This window comes from Actinomycetospora sp. CA-053990 (assembly GCF_050948445.1).
In the GTDB taxonomy this organism is placed as follows: Bacteria; Actinomycetota; Actinomycetes; order Mycobacteriales; family Pseudonocardiaceae; genus Actinomycetospora; species Actinomycetospora callitridis.
Genome location: NZ_CP192043.1, coordinates 6,091,733 through 6,117,567, shown reverse-complemented (window position 1 = coordinate 6,117,567; position 25,835 = coordinate 6,091,733). Strand labels below are relative to the sequence as shown.

Annotated in this window: 22 protein-coding genes; 16 read left to right on the top strand and 6 right to left on the bottom strand. The window is 74.7% G+C overall.

Annotated features, from left to right (window positions below):
- Positions 1-65: 65 nt before the first annotated feature.
- The 4 genes from ACQPYN_RS31085 to ACQPYN_RS31070 form a co-directional block, all read right to left on the bottom strand.
- A complete protein-coding gene (locus tag ACQPYN_RS31085; RefSeq protein ID WP_433031187.1) occupies positions 66-1,253 on the bottom strand; it encodes an amidohydrolase family protein in 1,188 nt (395 codons plus the stop codon).
- Positions 1,254-1,377: 124 nt separating this feature from the next.
- Entirely contained in the window at positions 1,378-2,319 is a 942-nt protein-coding gene (locus ACQPYN_RS31080) for an MBL fold metallo-hydrolase (protein WP_433031184.1), read from the bottom strand.
- A gap of 4 nt (positions 2,320-2,323) precedes the next feature.
- Positions 2,324-3,451 (bottom strand): hypothetical protein, encoded by a 1,128-nt coding sequence (locus tag ACQPYN_RS31075; protein WP_433031181.1) that lies wholly within the window; start codon positions 3,449-3,451, stop codon positions 2,324-2,326.
- A 61-nt stretch (positions 3,452-3,512) separates the two neighbouring features.
- The gene (locus ACQPYN_RS31070; protein WP_433031178.1) at positions 3,513-4,712 is read right to left on the bottom strand and encodes a LysR family transcriptional regulator; all 1,200 of its coding nucleotides are present in this window, start codon (positions 4,710-4,712) and stop codon (positions 3,513-3,515) included.
- A gap of 222 nt (positions 4,713-4,934) precedes the next feature.
- On the opposite strand from ACQPYN_RS31070, the gene ACQPYN_RS31065 reads away from it, so the two are divergent.
- The 6 genes from ACQPYN_RS31065 (at position 4,935) to ACQPYN_RS31040 (ending at position 8,777) form a co-directional block, all read left to right on the top strand.
- Positions 4,935-5,633: an SDR family NAD(P)-dependent oxidoreductase gene (locus ACQPYN_RS31065; RefSeq protein WP_433031175.1), complete on the top strand. Its 699-nt coding sequence runs from the start codon at positions 4,935-4,937 to the stop codon at positions 5,631-5,633.
- Positions 5,630-6,676, top strand: coding sequence for an S-adenosylmethionine:tRNA ribosyltransferase-isomerase (locus tag ACQPYN_RS31060; protein ID WP_433031172.1), 1,047 nt, complete (start codon positions 5,630-5,632; stop codon positions 6,674-6,676). The genes ACQPYN_RS31065 and ACQPYN_RS31060 overlap by 4 nt, the downstream gene beginning before the upstream one ends.
- Positions 6,677-6,731: 55 nt before the next feature.
- Positions 6,732-6,923 carry a hypothetical protein gene (locus tag ACQPYN_RS31055; protein WP_433031169.1) on the top strand — a complete coding sequence of 64 codons (192 nt, stop codon included), beginning with the start codon at positions 6,732-6,734 and terminating at the stop codon, positions 6,921-6,923.
- Positions 6,924-6,968: 45 nt separating this feature from the next.
- Entirely contained in the window at positions 6,969-7,748 is a 780-nt protein-coding gene (locus ACQPYN_RS31050; RefSeq protein WP_433031166.1) for a MerR family transcriptional regulator, read from the top strand.
- Positions 7,749-7,884: 136 nt separating this feature from the next.
- On the top strand, positions 7,885-8,217 hold the full coding sequence (locus ACQPYN_RS31045) for a PE domain-containing protein (protein WP_433031163.1): 333 nt from the start codon (positions 7,885-7,887) through the stop codon (positions 8,215-8,217).
- Positions 8,214-8,777, top strand: a complete 564-nt coding sequence (locus ACQPYN_RS31040; RefSeq protein ID WP_433031160.1) for a DUF3558 domain-containing protein — start codon at positions 8,214-8,216, stop codon at positions 8,775-8,777. Before ACQPYN_RS31045 ends, ACQPYN_RS31040 begins: the two co-directional genes overlap by 4 nt.
- Positions 8,778-8,928: 151 nt before the next feature.
- On the opposite strand, the gene ACQPYN_RS31035 is transcribed toward ACQPYN_RS31040, so the two are convergent.
- Entirely contained in the window at positions 8,929-9,876 is a 948-nt protein-coding gene (locus ACQPYN_RS31035) for a zinc-binding dehydrogenase (protein ID WP_433031158.1), read from the bottom strand.
- 150 nt (positions 9,877-10,026) lie between these two features.
- On the opposite strand from ACQPYN_RS31035, the gene recC reads away from it, so the two are divergent.
- Genes recC through ACQPYN_RS31005 form a run of 6 tightly spaced genes read left to right on the top strand, consistent with a single transcriptional unit; the run spans position 10,027 to position 20,090 of the window.
- Positions 10,027-13,278 (top strand): exodeoxyribonuclease V subunit gamma, encoded by a 3,252-nt coding sequence (gene recC, locus ACQPYN_RS31030; protein WP_433031155.1) that lies wholly within the window; start codon positions 10,027-10,029, stop codon positions 13,276-13,278.
- Positions 13,275-16,145, top strand: a complete 2,871-nt coding sequence (locus ACQPYN_RS31025) for a UvrD-helicase domain-containing protein (protein ID WP_433031152.1) — start codon at positions 13,275-13,277, stop codon at positions 16,143-16,145. The genes recC and ACQPYN_RS31025 overlap by 4 nt, the downstream gene beginning before the upstream one ends.
- Positions 16,142-16,666 carry a hypothetical protein gene (locus ACQPYN_RS31020; protein ID WP_433031149.1) on the top strand — a complete coding sequence of 175 codons (525 nt, stop codon included), beginning with the start codon at positions 16,142-16,144 and terminating at the stop codon, positions 16,664-16,666. The genes ACQPYN_RS31025 and ACQPYN_RS31020 overlap by 4 nt, the downstream gene beginning before the upstream one ends.
- On the top strand, positions 16,663-18,534 hold the full coding sequence (gene recD / locus ACQPYN_RS31015; RefSeq protein ID WP_433031146.1) for an exodeoxyribonuclease V subunit alpha: 1,872 nt from the start codon (positions 16,663-16,665) through the stop codon (positions 18,532-18,534). Before ACQPYN_RS31020 ends, recD begins: the two co-directional genes overlap by 4 nt.
- Before the next feature lie 22 nt (positions 18,535-18,556).
- Positions 18,557-19,801, top strand: coding sequence for an SLC13 family permease (locus ACQPYN_RS31010; RefSeq protein ID WP_433031143.1), 1,245 nt, complete (start codon positions 18,557-18,559; stop codon positions 19,799-19,801).
- A gap of 28 nt (positions 19,802-19,829) precedes the next feature.
- Positions 19,830-20,090: a hypothetical protein gene (locus ACQPYN_RS31005; protein ID WP_433031140.1), complete on the top strand. Its 261-nt coding sequence runs from the start codon at positions 19,830-19,832 to the stop codon at positions 20,088-20,090.
- Between the two features lie 131 nt (positions 20,091-20,221).
- Here ACQPYN_RS31005 and ACQPYN_RS31000 read toward each other — a convergent pair whose 3' ends face one another.
- Positions 20,222-21,733 (bottom strand): carboxylesterase/lipase family protein, encoded by a 1,512-nt coding sequence (locus tag ACQPYN_RS31000; protein ID WP_433031137.1) that lies wholly within the window; start codon positions 21,731-21,733, stop codon positions 20,222-20,224.
- Positions 21,734-21,951: 218 nt separating this feature from the next.
- Here ACQPYN_RS31000 and ACQPYN_RS30995 point away from each other — a divergent pair, with 218 nt between their 5' ends.
- From ACQPYN_RS30995 to ACQPYN_RS30980, 4 genes are all read left to right on the top strand, one after another.
- A complete protein-coding gene (locus ACQPYN_RS30995) occupies positions 21,952-22,602 on the top strand; it encodes a hypothetical protein (protein WP_433031134.1) in 651 nt (216 codons plus the stop codon).
- A gap of 37 nt (positions 22,603-22,639) precedes the next feature.
- On the top strand, positions 22,640-23,254 hold the full coding sequence (locus ACQPYN_RS30990) for a hypothetical protein (RefSeq protein ID WP_433031131.1): 615 nt from the start codon (positions 22,640-22,642) through the stop codon (positions 23,252-23,254).
- A 202-nt stretch (positions 23,255-23,456) separates the two neighbouring features.
- Positions 23,457-24,935 carry an N-acetylmuramoyl-L-alanine amidase gene (locus ACQPYN_RS30985; RefSeq protein ID WP_433031128.1) on the top strand — a complete coding sequence of 493 codons (1,479 nt, stop codon included), beginning with the start codon at positions 23,457-23,459 and terminating at the stop codon, positions 24,933-24,935.
- A gap of 75 nt (positions 24,936-25,010) precedes the next feature.
- Entirely contained in the window at positions 25,011-25,802 is a 792-nt protein-coding gene (locus ACQPYN_RS30980; protein ID WP_433031125.1) for a SirB1 family protein, read from the top strand.
- Positions 25,803-25,835 lie beyond the last annotated feature (33 nt).

Genomic DNA, 25,835 nt, shown 5'->3' with positions numbered 1-25,835 from the left:
TCGGGTGGCGGCGATCGGGCTCTCTCGGGCCGTCTAGCGCCTCCGCGAGACGGCTGGATACTCCGTCAGAGACGGACGCCCGCGCGCCACACCGCGCGGACGTCGCGGGTGGCGGTGACGTCGGTCAGCGGGTCGCCCTCGACGAGCAGCAGGTCGGCGCGCTTGCCCGGCGCGATCCGGCCGCGGTCGGCGAGGCCGAACACGTCCGCCGGCAGCGAGGTCGCGGCGCGCAGGACGTGGCGCGGCGTGAGGCCGGCCCGCGCGAGCAGCTCCAGCTCGAGGTGCATCGACGCCCCGTGCAGCACCGCCGCGGCGTGACCGGGGACGTCGTTGGCGTCGGTGCCGGCGAGGATCGTCGCGCCGGCGTCGACGAGGCGTCCGACGTTCCCGGCCGCGTGGTCGTAGGACACGCCGGGCGCGGTGCTGACGGGCAGGTGGCCCCGGTCGCCCGCGCGCAGGGCCGCCACGACCTCGGGGTCGAGCCCCGCGAGCAGGCGGGGGTCGGCGAGGAGCTCGTCGGTGCTCGCGGCGTCGGCGCGGGCCCGCATCATCGCGAGCGTCGGGCAGACGACGAGGCCGGCGAGGTCGGCGTCGTCGATCGGGCCGTCCAGCGGGACGTGGGTGAGGACGTCGACCCCGGCCTCGAGCGCGGTCCGGAACGCCCACCGGGTCGGCGCGTGCGCCACGGTCTGGAGGCCGTGGGACCGCGCGGCGACGCACAGGGCGGCCACCGTCTCCGGGCTGAGCGTGGGACGGGTGACGTCGGCGCTGCTCTCGACGAAGATCTTGAGGTAGTCGGAGCCCTCACGGACGCGGTCGCTCACGAACTGCTCGGCGTCCTGCGGACCAGAGAGCCCGGGCATGCGCCAGCCCGAAGGGTCGGGCGGGAGCATCACCGCGGGCCAGCCGTCGACCGCGCCGGCCATGAGCCCGGAGCTGCGCAGGTCGGCCTCGTCGGTGCGCACCTGCGCCCGCCTCCGGAGCACGCCGGTGAACTGCGGCGGCGCGGAGAACATGTCGAGCACGGTGGTGACGCCGTGGCGCAGGTCCTGGCCGAGATTGCCGGCGCCGCGCAGGTGCACGTGGGCGTCGATCAGCCCGGGCAGCAGGGTCATGCCCCGGCCGTCGACGTCCCCCGTCCCGTCGCCCGTTCCGGGGCGCACCGCGGTGACCACCCCGTCCTCGACGGTCACGCTCGCCACGCCGAGGGCGTCGTTCCCGTCGAACACCCGCGCGCCGGAGATCGTCGTCATCGCCCTGCCTCCCCTGCCGACAGGGGACCAGGGTGGCACCGCACCGAGATCACCGGGGCGAAAGGCACCTCTCGAGGGCGTCAGGAGGTGCGTTTCGCCGTGCTGATCTCCGCCGCGAGCGGTCTCAGGCGAAGCAGGTCAACGGGCCGCCGTGGTAGGTGACCATGTCGTCGAGGGCGGCGAAGACGTCGATCGTCCCGCCGCGCTCGAGGCCGTCGAGCTCGGCGTAGGCGCGGTGGAGGTTGCCGACGATGCGCTCGGCGTCGGGCCAGTCGGTGAACCGGCCGAGGTCGGTGTCCCGCGCGGCCTCCAGCGGGGTGACGCCGGCGGCGCGGCCGCGTTCGGCGACGTCGAGGACGAAGCGCAGGTAGTCGAGCGTCGCGTCCAGCGGCGCCCGGTCGTGGAACACCGGGCCGTGGCCCGGCACGGTCGTCTGCGCACCGAGGGGCAACAGGACGTTCTCGAGCACGTCGATCGCGCCCGCCACCGAGCCCATGAGCAGGAACGGTGTGCCGCCGTGGAAGACCAGGTCGCCGCAGAACAGCGTCGAGCGGTCGGGGAACCAGACGATCGAGTCGTTGGTGGTGTGCGCCGGGGTGCCGACGTGGAGCACCTCGCCGCGCAGGTCGCCGGCGTGCACCGCGACGCGGTCGGTGAAGGTGATGAACGGCGGGTCGAGGGGGAGGTCACCCCACTCGGGGTTCTGCCAGTACGGCAGCTCGCGGGCGGGGCCGAACGCGATGGCCTCGGACCGCGTCTTCTCGTGCGCCACGATCGCCGCGTTCCCGAACAGGGCGTTGCCGAAGGTGTGGTCGCCGTGGTGGTGGGTGTTCACCAGGGTGCGGACCGGCCGGTCGGTCACCGAGGCGATCGTGTCGAGGAACGCGCGGGTGCGCCGCTCGGTGGAGCACGCGTCGATCGCGGTCACGCCCTGCGGGCCGACCACGAAGCCGGTGTTGTTGATCCACCACGTGCCGTCGGGCTGGATGTAGGCGTGGATGCCGTCGGAGACCTCCTCGCACCGCGGGGGGCCGGGGACGGTGATGTCGTCGTGTCGGGCGCTCATCGGATCAGGCCAGCTCGGCGCGCAGCTGCTCGGCGGCCTTCGCCATGGAGACGAGCTTCCCGCGCGCCATCGGTCGCGGCAGCGAGAACAGGCCGCAGTCGGACGTCAGGTGGACGCGGTCGGGCGAGACGTGCTCGAGGGCCTTGCGCACGCCCGCCGCGATCGCGTCCGGCGTCTCGACGACGAGCCGCTTGATGTCGATGCAACCGACGCCGAGGCCCTTGTCCCTGGGGAAGCGCGACCACAGGTCGAAGTCGGCGTCCGGGAAGCCCGTCTCGGCGAAGGCGTACTCGACGGCGTCGACCCGCAGCTCGTTCGCGACCAGCTCGTGGAACCCGGCGTACGGCGTGATGCCGACCGGGACGCCGCTGGCGAGGTGGCAGATGTGGAAGATCGTCAGGGCGTCGACGCCCTCGAGCGCCTGGTTGAGCGTCTCGACGACGAGGGGGTAGTCCTCGGGCTGGTGCAGCGTGAAGCCGACGTCGTCGAGCTGGAGCACCTCGACCCCGGCGGCGACGGCGTCCTTGAACTCGGCGTTGTAGGCCGCCGCGAGGTCGCGGTAGAGGGCCTTCTTGTCGTGGTAGTGGCGGTCGGTCAGCCAGCCGGCGAGGTTGGCCGGGCCCATCCCGCTGCAGAACTTCACGGTGCGCGGGCTGACGGCGCGCGCGCTGCGCCACAGGTCGGCGAGGTGCATGGTGCCGCGCCCGATCGGGCCGGTCACCGCCGTCTCGCTCCACGTCCCGGCGAAGGGCGCGGCCGTCTCGGTGCCGAACATGTCGAACAGGTGGTTCGGCGCGGGCTCCACCGTGATGCCGTCGAGGTGATAGGCGGGGTAGAGCAGGAACGACGAGATGAAGCCCTCGTGGCGGTCGTACCAGAGGTGGCCGTCGGTGGGCAGGTCGATGCCCGCGTCGATCTGGTCGCCGATCATCGCGCGCACGCCGTCGGAGTAGGCCTCGGCGAAGTCGCCGCGACGCATCGCCACGCGGATGTCCTCGCCGCCGAGGTCGAAGGTGTTCCACTTCGGCCGCGGGTAGGAGCCCACCGCGGTCGTCGGGAAGAGGTGGCCGAAGTGGTCACTGAGTCGCCGGGCCATCGTGGCCTCCCACGTCGTCGGGGTCGTGGCTCCCACCGTGGCCCGGGTCGCCCGTCGGATCACGTGCCGTTTCGGTTGCGATCCGTCTCTTGACAGCTCAGGCGAGGGTGACGAGGTCCGCCGCCTGGCGGAACGCGAGCGCGATGCGCGAGTCGTCGTCGACGCGCGTGGCCACCGAGACGTGGCACTCGTCGCCCGCCAGCGGGACGAACCGCACGTCGGGGCGGGCGAAGAACCGCCGGGCGGGGTCGCCGTGGACGCCGAGCATCCCCGACGTCGCGACCGCCGCGGGGATCGCGGCGGGGGTGCGCACCACCGGGCTGCGGCGCGACACCTGCATCGCGGGCCCCGCCCACCGCCCGAGACCGGGATGGCGCCCGACCGGCCGCACCCACGCCGAGCCCGCGACGTCGTCCTCGTCGAGGTGCTCCGCGTCGGCGAACGGCGACGAGACCGGGACGACCGCGACCCGGCCCGCCGTCAGCACGTGATCGAGACGCAGCCCGTCGACCGGCCCGACGTCGTGCACCACCGCGACGTCGACCTCGCCCTCGCGGACGGCGTCGAACTGCGAGTCCCAGTCCAGCTCGATGTGCACGAGCAGGCTCTCGGGGAGCTGCGCCTGCACCAGGCGGCGCAACGCGGTCCAGCGGTCGGCCGCTCCGAAGCCGAGGATCCCGACGCGCACGATCCCGTCGTCGTTCGCCGACGGCGCGTCGCGGACCGCCGCGGCCAGGTCCTCGACGCGCGCCAGCACGTCGCACGCCCGCTCGACGAGACGGGCCCCGGCCGGTGTGAGGGTGACGCGACGGCTCGTGCGGTCGAAGAGGCGGGCGCCGACCTCCTTCTCCAGCGCGCGCACGTGCCGCCCGAAGGCCTGCGGGGCGATGTAGTGCCGCTCCGCGGCCTTCCGGAAGTGCAGTTCCTCCGCCAGCGTCACCGCGTAGCGGAGCGCCTGGATGTCCATGGGAACGCCTCCGTGACCGGCGACGCTACTGCGCGGCGGGGCGCGGAGGAACGGGTTCAGGTGTTGCGGGCGGCCTCGAGCGCGTGGGCGAGCTCGTCGCCGGCCGGGGGTGTTGTCGATCCAGACGACGTTGCCGGGGACGAGGTCGCGTTCGGGGTCCCACCACTCCCGGCGGACGCGCGTCAGACCCTCGTCCTTCGACAGGGACCACGGCTCGAACCGGGGATCGAGTTCGCCGAGGCGGGCGAGGTCGTGCTCGACGAGCAGTGTGATCGCCCGCAGCGTCGCCTCGCGGACCGCGTCGGGTGAACCTGGTTCGGCGAGGCTCACGAGGAATCGGGCCTCAGCCAGGCTGACCCAGTCGTCCAGTCCTCGAAGAAGGAGGATCTTCGCTGCGCCGTCGTCATCGGTCAGCGCCGGGGTAGATGAACTTTCCACTGCTCTCCGTTCGGCAGATTGGCGTCCAGAGGCTGGCACGACGACTGGTTCGCCGGGTGCCGTTCCGGGAGAACGCTTGACCTCGACTTCCGTCCAGGTCGCACCGTCGAGCACATGAGCCGACACCAGCCCACAGCACTGATCACCGGCGCGTCCCGCGGACTCGGGCGCGCGCTCACCGCCGACCTGGCCGGCGACGGCTGGCGCGTCGTCGTCGACGCGCGCCACGGCGACGAGCTCGCCCGCGCCGTCGCCGGCCTGCCGGGCGTCGTCACGGTCCCCGGCGACGTCGCCGACCCCGTCCACCGCACCGCGCTCGCCGAGGCCGCCGACGACCTCGGTGGCCTCGACCTGCTCGTCCTCAACGCGAGCCTGCTCGGACCGAGCCCGCAGCCCGAGCTCGCCGACTACCCCCTCGACGTGCTCGAGCAGGTGCTGCGCGTCAACGTCGTCGCGCCGCTCGGGCTCGTCCAGGCGCTGCGCCCGCTGCTGCGGCCCGGGGCGCGGATCGTCGCCGTCACCTCCGACGCCGGCGCCGAGGCGATGGCCGGGTGGGGCGGCTACGGCACGTCGAAGGCCGCGCTCGAGCACCTCGGCGCGGTGCTCGCCGTCGAGAACCCGCAGTGGCGCGTGCACGTCGTCGACCCCGGCGACATGCGCACCGTGATGCACCAGGAGGCCTTCCCGGGCGAGGACATCAGCGACCGCCCCGAGCCCGAGACGGTCGTGCCCGCGCTGCGCGTCCTCGTCGACGGCGACCACCCGAGCGGCCGCTACCGCGCCGCCGACCTCGCCCCGGCGGTGGCGTCATGACCGTGCTGCCCGTGACGTCCTTCCGGCTCCCGCCCGGCGCCGAGGCCCACGGACCCCCCGAGCACCGGGGGCTCGCCCGGGACGGCGTGCGGCTGCTCGTCGCCCGTCCCGGCGTCGTCGAGCACCGGCGGTTCCACGAGCTCGCCGACGTCCTCGACCCCGGCGACCTGCTCGTCGTCAACACCTCCGCGACCCTTCCGGCGGCCCTCGACGCCCGGCACCGCGACGGGCGGGCGATGGCCCTGCACGTCGCGAGCGAACTCGACGACGGCGACTGGGTGGTCGAACCCCGCCGCCCCGACGGACCCGAGCAGGACGTCGCGGCCGGCGACCGGCTCACGCTGCCCGGCGTCGTCCTCACCCTCGTCGCGCCCTACCCGGACGAGCACGCCCCGAGGCGGTTGTGGCGGGCGCGGCCCTGGCCTGCGGTCGGGAGGGCGGGCTACCTCGCGACCTACGGGCACCCGATCGCGTACGGGCACCTCGCCGGACGGTTCCCGCTCGCGGACCACCAGACCGTCTACGCCACCGAGCCGGGCAGCGCCGAGATGCCGAGCGCCGGGCGCCCGCTGTCCGAGCGGCTGCTCGTCCGGCTGATGGCGCGCGGCGTGACCGTCGCCCCGCTCGTGCTGCACGCCGGGGTGTCGAGTCAGGAGAAGCACGAGCCGCCGACGGCCGAGCGGTTCCGGGTGCCGGCGTCGACCGCCCGCTTGGTCAACTCGGCGCGGGCGGCGGGCGCGCGGGTCGTCGCGGTGGGGACGACCGTGGTGCGGGCGCTCGAGACCGTCGCGGCGCCGGACGGGACCGTGTCCTCAGGACACGGTTGGACCGACCTCGTCCTCGGCTCCCACCGCCCGGCGCGGACCGTCGACGGGCTGGTCTCCGGCCTGCACGAGCCGGAGGCGAGCCACCTGGCGCTGCTCGAGGCGGTGGCCGGGCCCGCGCTCGTCGGGCGCGCGTACGAGGCGGCGGTGGCGGAGCGGTACCTGTGGCACGAGTTCGGGGACTCGACGCTCCTGCTGCCGGAAGGGGTGGCGTCGTGAGCCGGTCCACGCGGCACGCGCCGCTGCTGCTGCACAACACGGACCCCAGGTCGCCGTGCAGGTCTTCATCGACGACGAGCGGCTCCTCGCCCACAGCTTCCAGCTCTACCCGGACTCCGCGGCGATCGCGGAGCACTGGCGCCTGTCCGACCCCTCCATCGCGGAGGTGATGGAGCACTGCTCGGTCGAGCGCGGGACGTTCCGCGCAGCGTCGTACCGCGGCTCGTCGGGTTTCGTGCGTTCCTGAGCGACACTTGACCCTCACGCGACGGAAGGCCCGAGGGTGGTTCCCATGACCGAGACGGCACCGGGGACGACCACCTGGACGGTGGGCCAGGTCGCCGAGCGTTCCGGGGTGACGGTCCGGACCCTGCACCACTACGACGAGATCGGGCTCCTGCGCCCGAGCCGCCGGAGCGCGTCGGGGTACCGGCTCTACACCGACGAGGACCTCGTGCGCCTGCAGCACGTCGTCGTCTACCGGCGGCTCGGGTTCTCGCTCGAGGAGGTCGCCGTCCTCCTCGACGACCCCGAGGCCGACGTCGCCGGGCACCTGCGCCGGCAGCGCGCCGCGGTCATGTCCCGGCTGGACGAACTCGGCGAGCTCGTCACGGCCATCGACCGAGCCCTGGAGGCAGAAGTGTCCGGCATCCAGCTGACCCCCGCCGAGCAGCGCGAACTGTTCGGCGAGGGCTACAAGGAGGAGTACCAGGAGGAGGCGCGCGAGCGGTGGGGCGACACCGAGGCCTGGCGTCAGTCCCAGCAGCGCACCTCGCAGTACACGAAGGCCGACTGGCAGGCGATGAAGGCCGAGATGGACGACATCCACGGCCGCTTCGTCGCCGCGCTGCAGGCGGGTGAGCCCGCGGACGGGCCGGCGGCGATGGACGCCGCGGAGGCCCACCGCCAGCACATCACGTGGTGGTTCTACGACTGCCCGGCCGAGATGCACGCGTGCATCTCCGACATGTACGTCTCCGATCCCCGCTTCACCAAGACGTACGAGGACATCGCCCCTGGGCTGGCCCAGTACGTCCGGGACGCGGTGCACGCCAACGCGGAGCGGCAGTAGATCGCTGACTCGGTGACGAACCCCTGCAGATCTGCGGGGGTTCCTCACCGAACCCTGGATCTTCGCCCGAACCGCACCCACGGCGACGCGTCGGTGGCTAGCGTGAGCGGTCGGTGATCAGGAGGAGGGCGACGCGATGACCCAACCCGGCGGCGGGTCCTTCGCCGTGGACATCGCCCAGGCGCCGAAGGCGATCCGGGAGTTGGAGGACGCGCTGGAGGAGCTGAGAGCAATCCAGCGGGACGCGATTGCACTTGGTCGTGTCGCCCCGCCAACCCGTGACCAGGTGAGTCTTGACGCAGCACAGGTACTCGGGCGGGTCGCCAATGGTGGACCTGGCTCTCTCAGCCAAGCGCTGACCGACGGCATGACCGAGGTCAGCCGGACGATTGAGTCGCTGCGCGCGGGCATCGCTGCCTACGAGAGGAGCGATGAAGGTGCCGAGGCGCAGTTCGACAGCACCTCATGATCAGCCGTGCTCTCGCTCTAACCGCTGTTGGCTTCGCGCTCGTTTCCTGTGCAGGTACGCCTGCGCCACCATCACAGCCTGAGCGCTTCGGTGCGCCGGTGGCGTCGTCGCCTCGAGATGTCCGTCCTTATGGGCAGGACCCTTGCCGAGGCCCTCTCGCCCCGAACGACTGGAACGCGCTCGGATACCTTCCGGCTGGGCGACCGCAGACCCTCGCGACTGGTGAGCGGGCCTGCGAATGGCGAGGGCCGCGCAACGATCAGTTCGTCGGAATCACCGTCAGCCCGGCCCGCGACATCCTCGTGGACACATATAGGACTCGACAGTTCGCCCTCTTCCAGCCGATCTCGGTCATTGGATTGCCCGGAACTCAAGAGCAAGGATCGGCAGACGCGGTCTCCTGCATCGTGACGGTCGGAACGGCCGACGGTCAGGGCTTCATCGTCGATTACACCGATGGCGACCTCGGTCGGGATCTTCAGGCCGACGACCCTTGCGGCGGTGCCCGCCGCGTCGCCGAGCGAATCGTCGCCTCCCTCCCACCCCTCCCCGCCAAGTAGAACCGTGTCCTCAGGACACGGTCCCGTCCTGCCCGACCCCGCGCCCCGAGGAACACCCACGATCCCGATCCGTGGAGCGAACGCTCCGCCCAGCGGAACGCCCGCTCCGAGATTGCAGATCTTGCCCCGCCACCCGTCCAACGCCCACCGCTCACGGCACCAGCAGCGTCTTCCCCACCGCCGTCCTGGCCGCGATGGCGGCGTGGGCGTCGGAGGCCTTCTCGAGCGGGAAGGTCTGGCCGATCACCGGCCGGTAGCGGCCCTCCGCCGCCTCGGTCAGGGTCCGCTCGACGTGTGCCCGCCGGGCCGCGCGGTCGAGGCGGGGGAGGTCGGTCAGGCCCGTCACGGCGATGCGCCGCCGCGCGGCCTCGTCGGGGTCGGGCGACGCGAACTCGCCGCCCGCCGTGCCGTAGGAGACGAAGCGGCCGCCGTCGGCCACGAGCCCGAACCCCGCCCGGCCGAGCGCGCTGCCGGCGCCGTCGAGCACGGCGTCGACGGAGCCGACGTGGGAGGTCCACGACGGAGACCCGTAGTCGACGACCTCCGCGGCGCCCAAGGAGCGCACCAGCGAGGTCTTCGCCGAACCCCGCGCCGCGGCGACGACGTGCACCCCGCGCGGTGTCAGCTCCTGGACGAGCAGCACACCCGCCCCGCCGGCGGCGGCCAGGACGAGCGCCCGCTCGCCCGGAGACGGAGCCACGGCGTCGAGCAGCGACTGCAGCGTCGGACCGTCGTGGAGCAGGGCCACGGCCTGTTGGTCGGTGAGGCCGTCGGGGATCGGGATCAGCTCCGACTCCGGCACCACGGCCTGCTCGGCGTAGCCCCCGACCGGGATCTCCGACCTGCCCACGACCTGCTTGGTGTCGGCGACGACGCGGCGACCGGCGCAGGTCCCCGCCACCCCGCTGCCCGGCACGTAGGGCGGGCGGACCGGGAAGAAGCCCTCCCCCCACCCCGAGCGCAGCAGCGTGTCCAGGAACATCACGTCGGCTGCGGAGACGGCGATCGCCCCCTCACCGGGTCCGGGCTCCGGAGCCGGGACGTCGACGGGACGCAGCACCTCGGGTCCACCGAACTCCTCCACCAGCACCGCACGCATGGCCACTCCTTCCGTCGGACGACGCACCCGAGGCTGCGGCCTGGAGGAAGGTCGAGGTCAAGACACGCACGAGCCCGGAGGTCGGAGCTGTCGGCCCCCTCGTCTAGCGTCGCGAGCGAGCAGGATCGGTAGCCAGGGGGAGGTGGGGGCGTGCTGCACGTACACCGGGCGGAGCGCGCCGACCGGCTCGTCGAGGCCCTGGCCGACGTGCTCGCCGACCCGCCGGACGACCCCTTCGCGCCCGAGCTCGTCGCCGTCCCCACGCGGGGGATCGAGCGGTGGCTCGCGCAGCGGCTGTCCCACCGGCTCGGCGTCACCGGCGGGGACGACGGGGTGTGCGCCAACGTCGTCTTCCCGTCGCCCGCGGACGTCGTCGGGCGCGTGCTGGCGGTCCCGGACGAGGACCCGTGGCGCCCGGAGCGCCTGGTGTGGCCGCTGCTCGAGACCATCGACGAGTGCGCCGAGGAACCCTGGTGCGCGCCGCTCGGCGCCTTCCTCGGCGTCGGCGACCAGGGGGACACGCGCCGCGGGCGCCGGTTCGCGGCCGCCCGCCACCTCGCCCGGCTCTTCAGCCGCTATGCCGACCACCGGCCCGCGCTGGTCCGCGCCTGGGCGGCCGGGGACGACGCGCAGACGCCCGACGACCTGCGCTGGCAGCCCGAGTTGTGGCGCCGGCTGCGGGCGCGGGTGGCGACGGTGAGCCCCGCCGAGACGGTCGCGGACGTCCGCGTGCCCGCCGGCCGCTTCCCGGCGCGCCTGTCGCTCTTCGGGGCGACCCGCCTGTCGGACACCGAGCTCACCGTCCTCGACGCCCTCGCCGTCGACCACGACGTCCACCTCTGGCTGCCCCACCCCTCGCCCGCGCTCTGGACGGGCCTCGAGGGACGCGAGGGCAGCCGCCGCGCCGACGACACCAGCGCGCAGGCCGTGGCGCACCCGCTGCTCGCGAGCCTCGGGCGCGACGTCCGCGAGCTGCAGCTGCGCCTGTCCCGCCCGGGCCGCGCCGCGCGTACCGACCGGCACCATGCGGCGGTCTCGCCGCCGACCACGCTGCTCGCCCAGCTCCAGGACGACCTGCGCCACGACCGCGCGCCGGCGGCCCGCCCGGCGGTCGACGACGGCAGCATCCGCGTGCACCGCTGCCACGGTCCGGACCGTCAGGTCGAGGTCCTGCGCGAGACGATCCTCGGCATCCTGCGTGCCGACCCGACGCTCGAGCCGCGCGACGTCATCGTCCTGTGCCCGGACATCGAGACGTTCGCCCCGCTCGTCACGGCGTCCTTCGGGCCGGGCGACGGCGAGGCGACCGCCCACCCCGGCCACCGGCTGCGGGTCCGGCTCGCCGACCGCTCGCTCCGCGAGGTCAACCCGCTGTTCGGCACGCTCGCCACGCTGCTCGACCTCGCCGACGCGCGGGTGACGGCCTCTCAGCTGCTCGACCTCGCCGAGTCCGACCCGGTCCGCCGGCGCTTCCGCTTCGACGACGAGGACCTCCCGCGCCTGCGCGAGCTCGCCGAGCGCGCCGGGGTCCGCTGGGGGCTCGACGCGCCGCACCGCGCGGCGTTCTCCCTCGCGCGCTTCGGTGAGAACACCTGGTCGCAGGGGCTCGACCGCCTGCTGGTCGGCGTGGCCATGTCCGCCGACGGCGGCGACTGGCTGGGCGACGCGCTCCCGCTCGACGAGGTCGACTCCGGTGACGCCGAGCTCGTCGGGCGCCTCGGCGAGCTGGTCGACCGCGTGGGCGCGGTGCTCGAGGACCTGCGCGGCGAGAAGCCCCTCGCCGCCTGGATCGAGGCCCTGCGCCGCGGGCTCGACGGCCTCACGGCCACGGTCCCGGCCGACGCCTGGCAGCTCGCGCAGGCGCGCGCCGAGCTCACCGCGGTGCTCGAGAGCGCGCCGCACGACCCGACGATGACGCTGCACGACGTGCGGGCGGTGCTCGCCGACCGGCTCGCCGGCCGTCCCACCCGCGCCAACTTCCGCACCGGCACGCTCACGGTGGCGACGCTGATGCCGATGCGCTCGGTGCCGCACCGCGTGGTGTGCCTGCTCGGCATGGACGACCAGGTCTTTCCCCGCGAGACCCGCGCGGACGGCGACGACGTGCTGGCCCGCGACCCGCGCGTGGGCGAGCGCGACCCCGCCGCCGAGGACCGCCAGCTGCTGCTCGACGCGATCGTCGCCGCCACCGACCACCTGGTCGTCGTCCACTCCGGCGCCGACGAGCGCACCGGCGCCGACCGGCCGCCCGCGGTGCCGATCGGCGAGCTGCTCGACACCCTCGACGCCACCTTCGCGTTCGCCCCCACCTCCGAGAACGGCGCCGAGCGGGCCCGCGACCACCTCACGCGGCGCAACCCGCTCCAGCCGTTCGACGCGGGCGACTTCGACGCGAGCGCCCCCTTCTCCTTCGACGGCGCCGCCCTCGCCGGCACCCGCGCGCTGCGCGCCGAGCGCTCCGCCGTCGTCCCGTTCCTGCCGGGCCCGCTGCCGGCACGCCCGCGCGGGCCGCTCGACGTCGACGACCTCGTGAAGTTCGTCGAGCACCCGGTGCGGGCGTTCCTGCGCCAGCGCCTCGGGGTGTTCGCGCGCGGCGAGGAGGAGGAGACGGCGGAGGCGGTGCCGGTCGAGCCCGACGGCCTCGCGCGCTGGGCGATCGGCGAGCGCCTGCTGCGGGACCGTCTCGACGGCCGCGACGTCGTGGCCTGCATGGAGGCGGAACGCCGGCGCGGGGAGCTCCCGCCCGGCCCGCTCGGCGACCGTCTGGTGCGCGACATCGGCCGCCAGGTCGAGCCGCTGACCGCCGTCGTCACCGGGTTGCGCGACGCGGCCGCCACGGACGTCGACATCACCTCGGACACGCTCGTCGGCTCCGTCGCCGGGGTGCACGACTCGACGCTGGTCACCGTGACGTTCTCCCGGCTGGCGCCCAAGCACCGCCTGCGCGCCTGGATCGGCCTGCTCGCGCTCAGCGCCGCCCACCCGGACCGCACCTGGCGGGCCGTCACCGTCGGCCGCGGCTCCTGGGACAAGCCGACCGCCGTCTCCACCCTCGGGCCGCTCGAGCCCGAGGTGGCGCAGAAGGTGCTCGCCGACCTCCTCGCCCTGCACGCCGACGGCATGCTCGAACCGCTGCCGCTCATGTGCCAGACATCGGAGGCCTACGCCCAGGCGCGGGCGACGAAGGGCGAGAGCGCGGCCATGAACCGAGCGCGCGACAAGTGGGCGACCCGCTTCGGCGGCGAGCAGGACGACCCCGCGCACGTCCTCGTCTGGGGGCGGAAGCGTCAGCTCGACGATCTCGTGGGGGCCGCGACCGGCGAGGCGCCGAGCCGGTTCGCGGGGCTGGCCACGCGGCTGTGGACCCCGGTGCGCGAGGCCGAGGAGCTGGGCAGCCGATGACCGCCACGCTCACGCGCCCCTTCGACGTCTGCGGCGACCTCCCGAGCGGCACCACGGTGCTCGAGGCCAGCGCGGGCACGGGCAAGACGTACACGATCGCCGCGCTCGCGGCCCGCTACGTCGCCGAGGGCCACGCGACGTTGCCGCAGGTCATGCTCGTGACGTTCGGCCGCGAGGCCACGCGCGAGCTGCGCGAGCGGGTGCGCGGGCGGTTCGTGATCACCGAGCGCGCGCTGGCCGACCCGGCGGGCGCCCGCCGCCACGACGATCCCGTGATCCGGCTGCTCGCCGAGGGCGACGACGCCGTCGTGGCGCTCCGGCGCGCCCGGCTGGGTGCCGCGCTCGCCGGCTTCGACGCCGCGACGATCGCGACCACCCACCAGTTCTGCCAGGACATGCTCACCGGCCTGGGGATCGTCGGCGACACCGATCCCGACGGCACGTTCGTCGAGCGCATCGACGACGTGGTCACCGAGGTCGTCGACGACTTCTACCTGCGCAAGTACGCCGTCCCCGGCGCCAAGACCCCCGACTTCGACCGCACCACCGCGCTGGCCATCGGACAGGCCGTCGTCAACGACCCCGGCGCGCGCATCGAGCCCGGGCGCGACGCGCCCGACGCGGCGGGTGCGCGGGCGGGGTTCGCCGAGGCCGTGCGCGCCGAGGTCGAGAAGCGCAAGCGCGGCCGCCGTTTGTTCACGTTCGACGACATGTTGTTGCGCCTGCACCGCGCGCTGCGCCATCCGCAGCTCGGCGCCGCGGCCCGCGCGCGGCTGCGGGCGCGGTTCTCGGTGGTGCTGGTTGACGAGTTCCAGGACACCGACCCGATCCAGTGGGACATCCTGCGGGCGGCCTTCCACGAGGAGTCCGCGGAGCGGCCCACGGCGCTGACCTTCATCGGCGACCCCAAGCAGGCGATCTACGCCTTCCGCGGCGCCGACGTCGTCAGCTACCTGCAGGCCGTCGAGACCGCGGGCACGCGCGAGGGGCTGACGAAGAACTGGCGCAGTGACGAGCCGCTGGTCCGCGCCCTGGACACCGTCTTCGGTGGCGCCGCGCTGGGCGACGAGAAGATCGTCGTGCCGCGGGTCGAGTCCGCCCACCCGACGCGCAGGCTCGTCGGCGCGCCCCGGCCGGCGCCGTTCCGTCTGCGGGTGCTGCCGCGGGCCGGTCTGCGGGCGCACTGGAAGACCGGGCTCCCGATGGTCGGCCCGGTCCGCGAGCGGATCGCGGCCGACCTGGCCGCCGACGTCGCCGAGCTGGTCGCCGCCGACTCCCGCTGGGAGGACGGCCGGGAGGACCCGTCGCTCGGCCCGGGTGACGTCGCGGTGCTCGTGCGCACCAACGCGCAGGCAGGGCTCGTCCGCGAGGCCCTCGCCGTCGCCGGCGTGCCCTCGGTCCTCGCCGGGGCCACCAGCGTGTTCGCCACCGAGAGCGCCGAGGAGTGGCTGACCCTGCTCGAGGCCGTCGAGCAGCCCGGCCGCACGGGACGGGTCCGGGCGGCCGCGCTCACGGTGTTCCTCGGGCACGCCGCCACCGACCTCGACGCCCACGCCGACGCCGTCCTGCCCGAGGTCGGCGCGATGCTGCGCCGCTGGGGCGCCGCGTTGCACGACCGCGGCGTCGCGGCGTTCCTCGAGGCCGTGGCGGCCGAGACCGGGCTCGCCGCGCGGGTGCTCGCCCGCGTCGACGGCGAGCGGCGCATCACCGACATCCGCCACATCGGCCAGGTCCTGCACGCTGCGGCGGTCGAGTCGCGTCTCGGCGTCGTCGCGCTGGTCGAGTGGCTCCGCGCGCGCATGGCCGAGGCCGCCGCGGGCACCGGCGAGCTGCGTCCCGAGCGCAGCCGGCGGCTCGAGTCCGACGCCAGCGCGGTCCAGGTGCTCACCGTGCACAAGTGCAAGGGCCTCGAGTTCCCGGTGGTCTACGTGCCGTTCGGCTGGGACCGCTGGGTCTCCGACACCCCGACCGTCGTCACCCACCACGACGAGCGCGGGCAGCGGGTGCGCGCGGTCGGCGGGCAGGACGACCCCGCGTGGCCCGAGCACGTCGCCGCGGCGCGCGCCGAGGACGACGGCGAGGACCTGCGCCTGCTCTACGTCGCGCTGACCCGCGCGCAGGGTCAGGTCGTGTGCTGGTGGGCGCCCGCGACCACCACCGCGAACTCCGCGGTGCAGCGCCTGTTCCTCGGCCGGCCGGCGCCGGGCACGAGCCCCGACGGCGCGTACCCGGTGGTCGAGGACGAGCGTGTCCTCGCGGAGCTGAGCACGCTGGCCGGGGACGACATCGCCGTCGAGCGGGTCGAGCTGCGCACGGCGGTGCCCTTCGTCCCGTCCGCGGGACGCGCGCACGCCCTGGCCGCGGCCCCGTTCGACCGCCCCCTCGACCTCGCCTGGCGGCGCTCGTCGTACTCCTCGCTGACCGCCGGGGCGCACGCGGGCGCTCCCGTCAGCGAGCCCGAGGCGCGCACGATCGTCGACGAGGACGACCCGGACAGCGACCTCGACAGGGCCACGGCGCCGACCCCCGACGAGGTCGAACCCGTCCCGTCCCCGATGGCGGACCTGCCCGTCGGGGCGGCGTTCGGGACGCTCGTGCACTCCGTGCTCGAGACCGTCGACACCGCCACCGGCGACCTGCACGCCGCGCTCGTCGCCTCGGCCACCGAGGAGCTGCGCCACCACCCGCACGCCGACGTCGACGCGACGACGCTCGCCGACGCGCTCCTGCCGGTGATGCGCACGCCGCTGCCGCGCGGCGGGCCGGCGAGCCTCGCGGACGTCACCCCGCCGACCGGCTCGCCGAGCTCGACTTCGAGCTCCCGCTCGCCGGCGGCGACCGCGCGGGCGCGGACACGCCGCTGGTGACGCTGGCCGCCGTCGCGGCGCTCCTGCGCCGCCACCTGCCCGCGGACGACCCGCTCGCCGCCTACCCCGACGCCCTCGAGCACCAGGCCCACGGCCTCGGCGACCAGGTGCTGCGCGGCTACCTCACCGGCAGCATCGACGGTGTCCTCCGCGGGCCCGACGGGCGGTTCGTCGTCGTCGACTACAAGACGAACTGGCTGGGGCCGGTGGGCCCGACCGGCCGCGAGCCGCTGACCGCCGCACACTACGGCCCGACGGCGATGGCCACCGCGATGATCGGCTCCCACTACCCCCTGCAGGCGATCCTCTACGCGGTCGCCCTGCACCGGTTCCTGCGCTGGCGGCTGCGCGGCTACGACCCCGCGACCCACCTGGGCGGCGTGCTCTACCTGTTCCTGCGCGGCATGTGCGGCCCGGACACCCCGGTCGTCGGCGACACGACGTGCGGGGTCTTCGCGTGGTCGCCGCCGCCCGCGCTCGTCGTCGAGCTCAGCTCCCTGCTCGACGGGGGCCGGCGATGAGCGCGCCGACCGTCGCCGGCGACCTCCTCGCCGAGGAGGGCATCCGCTTCGCGACGCGGGCCACGGGCCTGCTCGCCGCGTTCAACGCGCGCGGCGTCCTGGCGCCCACCGACGTCCACGTCGCGCGCCGGCTCGGGCGCCTGGGCGGCGAGGACGACGAGCAGGTCCTGCTCGCCGCCGCCCTGGTGGTGCGCGCGCTGCGGGCCGGGTCGGTGTGCCTGGACCTCGCCGCCGTCGACCGGACGGTGCTGGCCGAGGGCGACGAGGTCGTCGACACCTCGGACCTGCCCTGGCCCGACCCCGTCCCGTGGACCGCGGCCGCCGCCGCGTCGCCGCTGGTCGCCGACGACGCCGCCACGGCGGCCGGGCGCCCGTTGCGGCTGGTCGACGGTCTGCTCTACCTCGACCGGTACTGGCGCCAGGAGGAGCAGGTCCGCGCCACGCTCGCGCAGCGCGCGGCCGCCCCGCCCCCGGAGGTCGACGAGGACCGGCTCCACGTCGCGCTCGACCGCCTCTTCCGCGCCCGGCAGGACGGTGAAGGCGCCCCGGACGACGCGCAGCGCCGTGCCGTCGCCGTGTGCACCCTGCGCTGGACCAGCGTGCTCGCCGGTGGCCCCGGCACCGGCAAGACCACCACCGTCGCGACGCTCCTCGCGGTGCTGCGCGACCAGGACGCGTCCCTGCGCATCGCGCTGGCCGCCCCCACCGGCAAGGCGGCCGCGCGGTTGTCGGAGGCGCTCGCCGAGGTCGACCTCCCGGACGCCGACCGCGCGCGCATCACGGGGCTGTCCGCCTCGACGATCCACCGGCTGCTCGGGCCGATCCGCGGGTCGTCGCGGTTCCGCCACGACCGCCACCGGCACCTGCCCTTCGACGTGGTGGTGGTCGACGAGACGTCGATGGTGTCGCTGACGCTGATGGCCCGGCTGCTCGAGGCCGTGCGCCCCGACGCCCGGCTCGTGCTCGTCGGCGACCCGGACCAGCTCGCCTCGGTCGAGGCGGGCGCGGTGCTCGGCGACCTCGTCGCGGCCCCCGCCGACCCGGAGCCGGTGTTCGACCGGGCCCTGGAGCGCGTCGGCGCGCCGGGCCCGCCGGTGCGGGGCGGGGTGACGGTGCTGGACCGCACCTGGCGGTTCCAGGGCACCATCGCCACGCTCGCCGCCGCGATCCGCGAGGGCGACGCCGACGCCGCGGTCGCCGCCCTGCGCGCCGGGCACCACGACGTGGTGTTCGTCGAGGACGCCGACCTCACCACCCGTGATCCGGGCGGTCTGCGCGAGCTGCGGGAGGAGGTCGTCGGCGGCGCCGCCGAGACCGAGCTCGCCGCGCTCGACGGTGACGCGTCGCTCGCCCTCACGCGCCTCGACGAGCACCGTCTGCTGTGCGCGCACCGGCGCGGCCCGTGGGGCGTCACCCGGTGGGCCGCCGACGTCGAGCGCTGGGTGCTCGAGGCCGGGCCCGTCGCCGACCGCGACGAGGAGTGGTACCCCGGACGCCCTCTGCTGGTGACGGCCAACGACCACGACCGCGGCATCTACAACGGCGACACCGGGGTGGTGATCTCCACGCCCCGGGGGGCCCGCGCGGTGTTCGCCCGCGGCGGGGCGCCGGTGGAGATCGCGCCGGCCCTGCTCGACGGCATCGCGACCGTCCACGCGATGACCGTGCACCGCGCGCAGGGCAGCCAGTTCGCCCGTGTCTCGGTGATCCTGCCGCCCGCCGAGTCGCCGCTGCTCACGCGCGAGCTGCTCTACACGGCGGTCACCCGCGCCCGCACGAAGGTGCGCCTCGTCGGCAGCGAGGAGGCCGTCCGGGCGGCGATCGCCCGGCCGATCGGACGGGCCTCGGGGCTGCGGCGACGCCGCTGAGGGGAGCAGCCGCGCGTCGGGATTGACGACGGTGCTGCCGATCAACCTCGGCGCGCTCGGGTTCGTGGCGGCGGCCGGCGTCGGTGTGCTCGTCGTGGGCATGAGCCTCGACGACGTGCTCGCCGAGTTCCCGGGCGACCTGTTCCTCATCCTGCTCGGGCTGACCTACCTCTTCGCGGTCGCCCACCAGAACGGCACGGTCGACCTGCTGGTGCGCTGGTCGATGCGCCTCGTGCGGGGCCACCTCGTCGCCGCACCGTGGATCTTCTTCACGCTGTCCGCGGTGTTCTCGGCGATCGGCGCGCTGTTCGCGGTCGCGATCGTGGCGCCGCTGGCGATGCCCTTCGCCCGCCGCTACGGGGTGGACCTGCTGCTCATGGGCATGATGGTCGTCCACGGCTCGCTGGCCGGCGCCTTCTCCCCGATCAGCGTGTACGGCACCTTCGTGGCGGGCGTCGTCGCTCCGACGGGCATCCCGTTCAGCCCCACGGTGCTCTTCCTCGCCCCGCTCGTGATCAACCTGGTGATCGCCGCGGTGCTCTTCGTCGTCCTCGGCGGACGGTCCCTGGCGGGCGTGCGGGTGGCGCACCACGTGCCGGTGGGCACGTCGGGGGAGGACAGCGAGGAGGACAGCGAGGAGGGCGCCGAGCAGCAGGGGGCCCCGCCCGTCGACCGCGCCCAGGTGCTCACGCTGATCGGCATCCTGGCGCTCGCGGTGGGCACGGTGGCGTTCGGCCTCGATGTCGGCGTGCTGTCGCTGACGATCGCGGTGGTGCTCGGGATCCTGTGCCCGGCCGGGCACCGCGAGGCGGCGAAGGGCATCGCCTGGTCCACGATCCTGCTGGGCTGCGGCGTGCTCACCTACGTCGCGGTGCTCCAGGAGGCGGGCACCGTGGACTACGTCGGCCAGGCCATCGTCGCGCTCGGGGTCCCGCTGATCGCGGCGCTGCTGCTCTGCTACCTCGGCGGCGTGCTCTCGGCGTTCGCGTCGTCGGCGGGCATCCTCGGCGTCGCGATCCCGCTGGCGCTGCCGTTCCTCCAGCAGGGAGCGGTCGGCGCGATCGGGATGGTCGCGGCGCTCGCGGTCGCGTCCACGGTCGTCGACGTCAGCCCGTTCTCGACGAACGGCGCGCTGGTGCTCGCGTCCGCGCCGGCCGACATCGACCGGGAGGCGTTCTACCGGCGCATGCTCGTCTACAGCGGGATCGTCGTGGTGACGGGTCCCCTGCTGGCGTGGGCCCTGCTCGTCCTGCCCGGATGGCTGTAGGAGCCCGCGACCGGGTACCCGGGACCCCATGACCGAGGAGCAGGGCAAGACCCCCCAGGCCCGCAACCCCGCCGCGGACCCGGACCACGCGCCCGAGAAGCAGAGCGAGCTCAAGCTCAACGTCGGGATCGGGGTCCTCGGCACGGCCCTGTCGGTCGGCGTCGCGCTGATCTTCTTCTTCGTGCTCGAGGACATCGTGCTCGGCATCGTCTTCGCCGTCGTGGCCCTCGTCGCCCTCGCGATCACCCTGCGCGTCGCGTCCCGGAAGCGGAACGCCAAGCCGTCCTGACGGCGGCATCTCCTTCGAGGGAGATGCTTCGGATTTCGAAGCTTCCGGCGTGGGTGGTCCTGCGTCTCACCGCGGCAGTCGGTCGATGACTACGGCGAGACGCCCGAGCAGGGCCGCAGCGGCGGGGCGGATCAGTCGTATCCCCGGAACCCCTGCCACGCGAGCCGGCGCTCGCGGCGGGGGTCGGACTCGACGCGGTCGGTGCGGTCGAAGATCTTCGTGAGGCGGGTCTCGGTGTCGTAGGTCGGCCAGTGGCCGGCCGGCGTGCCGTGCCGGGCGAAGTGGACCCAGTCGGCCTGGATGCGCTCGGAGAGTGCCCGCAGGTGGCGACGCCCCCCGAGTGCGGTCAGGACGCGGGCCGCGCCGGAGTCGACGAGACCGAAGACGGCGTAGAGCTCCATGCCGTGGGTGGCCCGCACGCCCATCAGGTTCAGCACCGGTGTCGTGAGGTCGTAGCGGTACGCCCACACCGGCCCCCGGTGCGCCTGCATGACGCGCACCGACGGGTACCAGAACATGTAGTCGCCGCCGAGGTCCTTGCGGTGCGCCGTGCCCTCGTAGGCGGTGAGCACCTGCTCACGCAGCTCGGGCTGGGTCAGCGCGAACATCTGCGACGCCCGCTCCTCGCTGACCAGGACGTCCATCCGCAGGCGGGGGAGCTCGAACAGGCGCCCCTCGGTGTCGTTGGTGCCGATGATCAGCGGGACGTCGACCGCGCGGCCGCCCTCGAACGCGTCGAGCGGGGACTCGGGCAGCAGGTCCCCGTCGACGACGGGCGCGGTGGGGATCGTGCCCGGCTGGTCGCCGATGCTCTCGCGCAGGATGCGGGCAGCGGCGAGCAGCTCGTCCGGGGTGGCGCTGGTGAGACCCCGGAGCGGGTCGTCGTCGGCGCCCAGGGCGGAGACGAACCCGGCGGCCCAGCCCCGCGCGCGCTCCTGGCCGAACACCATGCCCGGCGCCGAGCTCTCGGCGATGGCGCGGTGGAACAGGCCGTGGGCGGCGGGCGTCGCCATCAGCGTCGTCACCGAGATCGCCCCGGCCGACTCGCCGAACACCGTGACCTGCCCCGGGTCGCCACCGAAGGCCGCGATGTTGTCGCGCACCCACTCGAGGGCGGCGATCTGGTCGCGCAGGCCGAGGTTCGACTCGATCGGTCGCTCGGGCGTCCCGAAGCCGGAGAAGTCGAGGTAGCCGAGCGCGCCGAGGCGGTAGTTGACGGTCACGACGAGGCACTCGCCGCGACGCACGAAGTCGTAGCCGCGGTAGGTGGGCGCCGACGATGCCCCGACGACGAACGCGCCGCCGTAGAACCAGACCATCACGGGGCGCGGTTCGTCGGACGGGGTGGTCGGGGCGCTGACGTTGAGGGTGAGGCAGTCCTCGGCCATCGGCGTGTGCTTGCCGGCGCCGATGAACTCGCCGACGCGCTCCTGGATCGGCACCGGCCCGTACCGCGAGGCGTCGCGCGCGCCCTCCCACGGCACCACGGGCTGCGGCGCGCGCAGGCGGAGATCGCCGACGGGTGGCGCCGCGTAGGGCACACCGCGCCAGGTGTGCACGTCGTGCGTGGTGATGCCCCGGACGACGCCGCCGGTGGTCTTGATCTCGGGACCGGGAGTGGGGGCCTGGGACCGCGAGCGCATGTCCCGACTCTCGTCCACGGCGCCCCCGCACGCCCGCCGATGTGATCTGTACGGCGCGTCCCGGGCGTGTCGCGGTCGGAACTCGCCCCCTCGATGACAAGACGAGTGGACGTGCTGACACGCTCGGCGGTACGCGGAGCGACGCTCTGTCACACCACTGATGGATATTCGCCCTATCGGCCCAGCGTGTCGCGTTGCGAGGACGAAGATTTCTCTCGATGGACGTGCAGACGGATGCGGGCGTGGACGCCGCGCTGTGGGGACTCGAGGCCGCCTTCGTGGCGCACCCGGCCCCGCGGTCGCTGGCGGGCTGCCCCCACTGCCAGGGCGGCGAGGTGTCGGTCGCGGAGACCGACCCGCTCACGCTGGCGCTCACGCTGGGCAACACGCTGGGCACGCCCAACGACCTGCGCGCGCTCACCCCGTGGCTGCTGCGCACCGCGCTCACCGACGAGCGTGTCGACCTGCGCACCGTGCTCGGGCGGATCGCCGAGACCTGGGCGACGTGGGGCGACCTCGAGCGTGACGCGGTGCGCGACGTCGCCGACGCCGTGTGGTCGGCGCTGCTGGACATGCACCCCGACGCCCCTGGCGGGGCGACGGCCGTGGCGATGCTCGACAGCGTCGGTGCGCTCGGTGAGCCGCCCGCGCGGCTGATCGCGATCTGGGAGTACAAGGAGATCGCGAGCGCGGACCACCACCTCGCCGAGCTCGTCGTCGACGCCTTCTACGGCGCGCGCGTCGACCCGATGATCCTGGCCTGGGCGCACGCCGACACCCAGCGCGAGCGCCTCGAGCGCGCCCGGGACCGCGACGCGCGCGAGCGCTGGGCCGGCACGCTCACCGCCGCCTGCGACCTCCTGGACTGAGGCTCTCGACGGGGCCGCTCTCGGAGACACTGGTCGGGTGGCGAGCTCGCGGGGTCTGCCCGACACCCTGATCGACGAGTTGTGGCGGCGCGCGGTCGGCGGGATCGGCCCGTTCGCCGGCGCGGCGTCGGTGGCCGACGACGCGTTGCGCGCGACGGAGGACGACGTCGAGGCCGCGGTGCGCCGGGTCGTCGGCAGCCACGTCCGGCTCGCGGCCAGCTCGGGCCTGCTCACCAGCCTCGGGGGCGCGGCGACGCTCGTGGTGACCGCGCCGGCGGGGATGACAGGGCTCTACCTGCTCGGCACGCGCCTCGCCGCGACGATCGCCCACCTGCGCGGCCGGGACCTCGAGGACCCGGTGATCCGGACCGCGGCGTTCGTGTGCGTCCTGGGCGCCGACGGCACCGAGCTCGCCGAGCGCACGGGCCTCGACCTCGTCAACGCCTCGCTGCTCCACGGCCTGCGCCGCCTGCCGCCCGAGGTGCGCGGACAGCTCGACACCCGCATCGGCTACCGCCTCACCTCGCGCTTCACCAAACGCGGCGCCCTCAACGTCACCAAGCTCATCCCCGTCGTCGCGGCCCCGATCGGCGCCGGGGCGGACGCCATGGCGATGAGGACGGTGGCGACGTTCGCGCAGGCCCACCTCTGAGTGGTGAGTGCTGACGCGAAGTCACCCGACCGGGCGCCTTCTGCGCGTGGTGTGGCGAGTGGTGCGCATGTGGGGGTCATCGTGGGCGGCGGCGGATCATGACGAGGCCGCCGACGCGAGCGGAGGTGTGTGCGCGATGGTCGGGTCCCGTGCTCCGAGGGGGCGTGCCCGCAGGGCGGCGCGGACCCGGACGGGCGCTGTCGTGCTGTTGACGACCGGGGCGCTGCTGCTCCCGAGCCCGGCGCTGGCGCAGCCGGCCGGTCCGGAGGTGCCCGCCGACCCGATGGTGCCCACCGGCGCCTCGCAGCTCGACCCGTCGCACGCGGTGATGCCGCCGGCCGGTCTGCCGCCCGCGGCCCCGGTGGCCACCGGTGTGGCGCCCGTGTCGTTCACGCCCGGCGGTCGGGACGCCTTCGGCGCGCGGCAGGCGCGCGGCGAGACCCCGCTGCGTCTCGTCGCCGTGACGTGGGCCGGCCCGGCACCCGACGCGGTCTCCCTGCGCTCGACCGACGCCGCCGGGCGGTGGGGGACCTGGACGAACCTCGACCCGGCGGGCGCCGAGCGCGAGGACGCGCCCCCGACCGGCGCACCCGCGCGCGGCGGCACCGACCCGATCTGGGTGGGCGACCGCACCGGCGTGGAGGTCCGCGCGATGCGCGCCGGGCAGCCGGTGACCGACCAGGTGCAGGTCGTGCGGATCGACCCGGGCGTCGGCAGCAACGACCAGGCGATCGGGTCGATGGGCTCGGCGCGCGGGCCGGCCGCCCCGAAGTACGTGACGCGGGCCCAGTGGGGCGCCGACGAGTCGAAGGCCTCCTGGCGACCCGAGACGACACCCACGGTGCGCGCGGTGACCATCCACCACACCAGCGAGTCGAACGACTACAGCCCTGCCGAGTCGGCGGCGGTCGTCCGAGCGATCTTCGCCTATCACACCGAGAAGCAGGGCTGGGGCGACATCGGCTACAACGCCCTCGTCGACAAGTACGGGACGATCTTCGAAGGTCGCGCCGGCGGCATGGACAAGGCCGTGGTCGCCGCGCACGCCGGCGGGTTCAACCGCGAGACCTGGGGCATCGCGATGATGGGCAACTACTCCACCCTGCCCCCGAGCGCCGCCACCATGAACTCCGTGGCGGCCCTCGCCGCCTGGAAGCTCGGGGGCCTGTACCGCGACCCCGGCGAGCAGGTGCGGCTCACGTCCAACGGCGGAGGCACCTCGCGGTTCCCGAAGGGCCAGACGACGACGGTGCCCGCGCTGTTCGCGCACCGCGACGTCGGGAACACCGCTTGCCCCGGCGACATCGCCTACGCCCAGATGGCGCCGCTGCGCGCGAAGGTGAAGGCGCTCATCGACGAGTCGGCCACCGACGTCCGGGCGGCCTGGACGGCGCAACGCGCGGTGCTCGGCGAGCCGACCCGCGTCGAGTCGCCGACCGTCGACGGGACGGGGCGGCGCACCGACTTCGAGCGCGGTTCGGTGGTCTGGTCGCCGCGGACCGGCGCATGGCCGGTGACCGGCGCGATCGCCGAGCACTGGCGGGGCGCCGGGGCGGAGGGCTCGCCGCTGGGCTATCCGACCAGCGCCGAGTACGACGTCCCGACCGGGCGTCAGCAGAACTTCGAGCACGGGGCGCTGACCTGGACCCGGGGCAGCGGGACGGTGGCCGCGCCCGCCTGACCACCACGCCGGCCTGACCACCACGCCCGCCCGACCACCCGGCGGTCCGGCGCCCACGGGGGCAGGATGCGCGGCGTGGACGACGACGCGGCGCGCCGGGCGGCCGTGGAGCGGTTCGTCGCCCTGGTCACGGCAGGGGAGCCGGACCTGCTGGAGGGCGCGCTCGAGATCGCCCGCGCCGCCGACCCGTCGGCCGACGCGGAGCACGCGCGCGCCGAGATCGACCGGCTCGCCGTGGGGATCACCGACGTCGAAGCCCTGGTGCACCGGCTGTTCGTCGAGGAGGGCTTCCACGGCGACCGCGAGGACTACTACGACCCCCGGAACTCCTCGCTGATCGAGGTGCTCGGCCGGCGCACGGGCATCCCGATCACCCTCGCCGTGCTGTGCGTCGAGGTCGGGCGCCGCGCGGGCGTCGCGCTCGAGCCGGTCGGGATGCCGGGGCACTTCCTCGTGCACCCCGTGGGCTCGGCGCGCCACCTCGACCCGTTCACCGGGGAGATGCTCGACCGCGAGCAGTGCGAGCGCCGGTTCCGGGAGTCGACGGGCCTCGGCCCCGAGGTGGCCTTCGACGACGCCTTCCTGGCGCCGGTCACGAGCGAGTCCGTGCTCGTGCGGATGCTCGCCAACCTGCGCGGCATCCACCGGGCGCGCGGCGACCTCGCCCAGCTCGGCTGGGTGCTGCGCATGCGCCTCGCCCTGCCCGGGGTCTCCGCGGTCGAGGTCGCCGAGCTGGCCGAGATCCGCGGCCGCCGCGCGGCGTTCGGCGAGGCCGCGGCCCTGCTCGAGCACTGGGCGGAGCACCTGCCCCGCGACGCCGAGGAGCTCCGCCGCCACGCCCGCCGCTGGCGCGCGCACCTCAACTGACCCGTGAGCGAAGTTCCCGGCTATAGCCGGGAA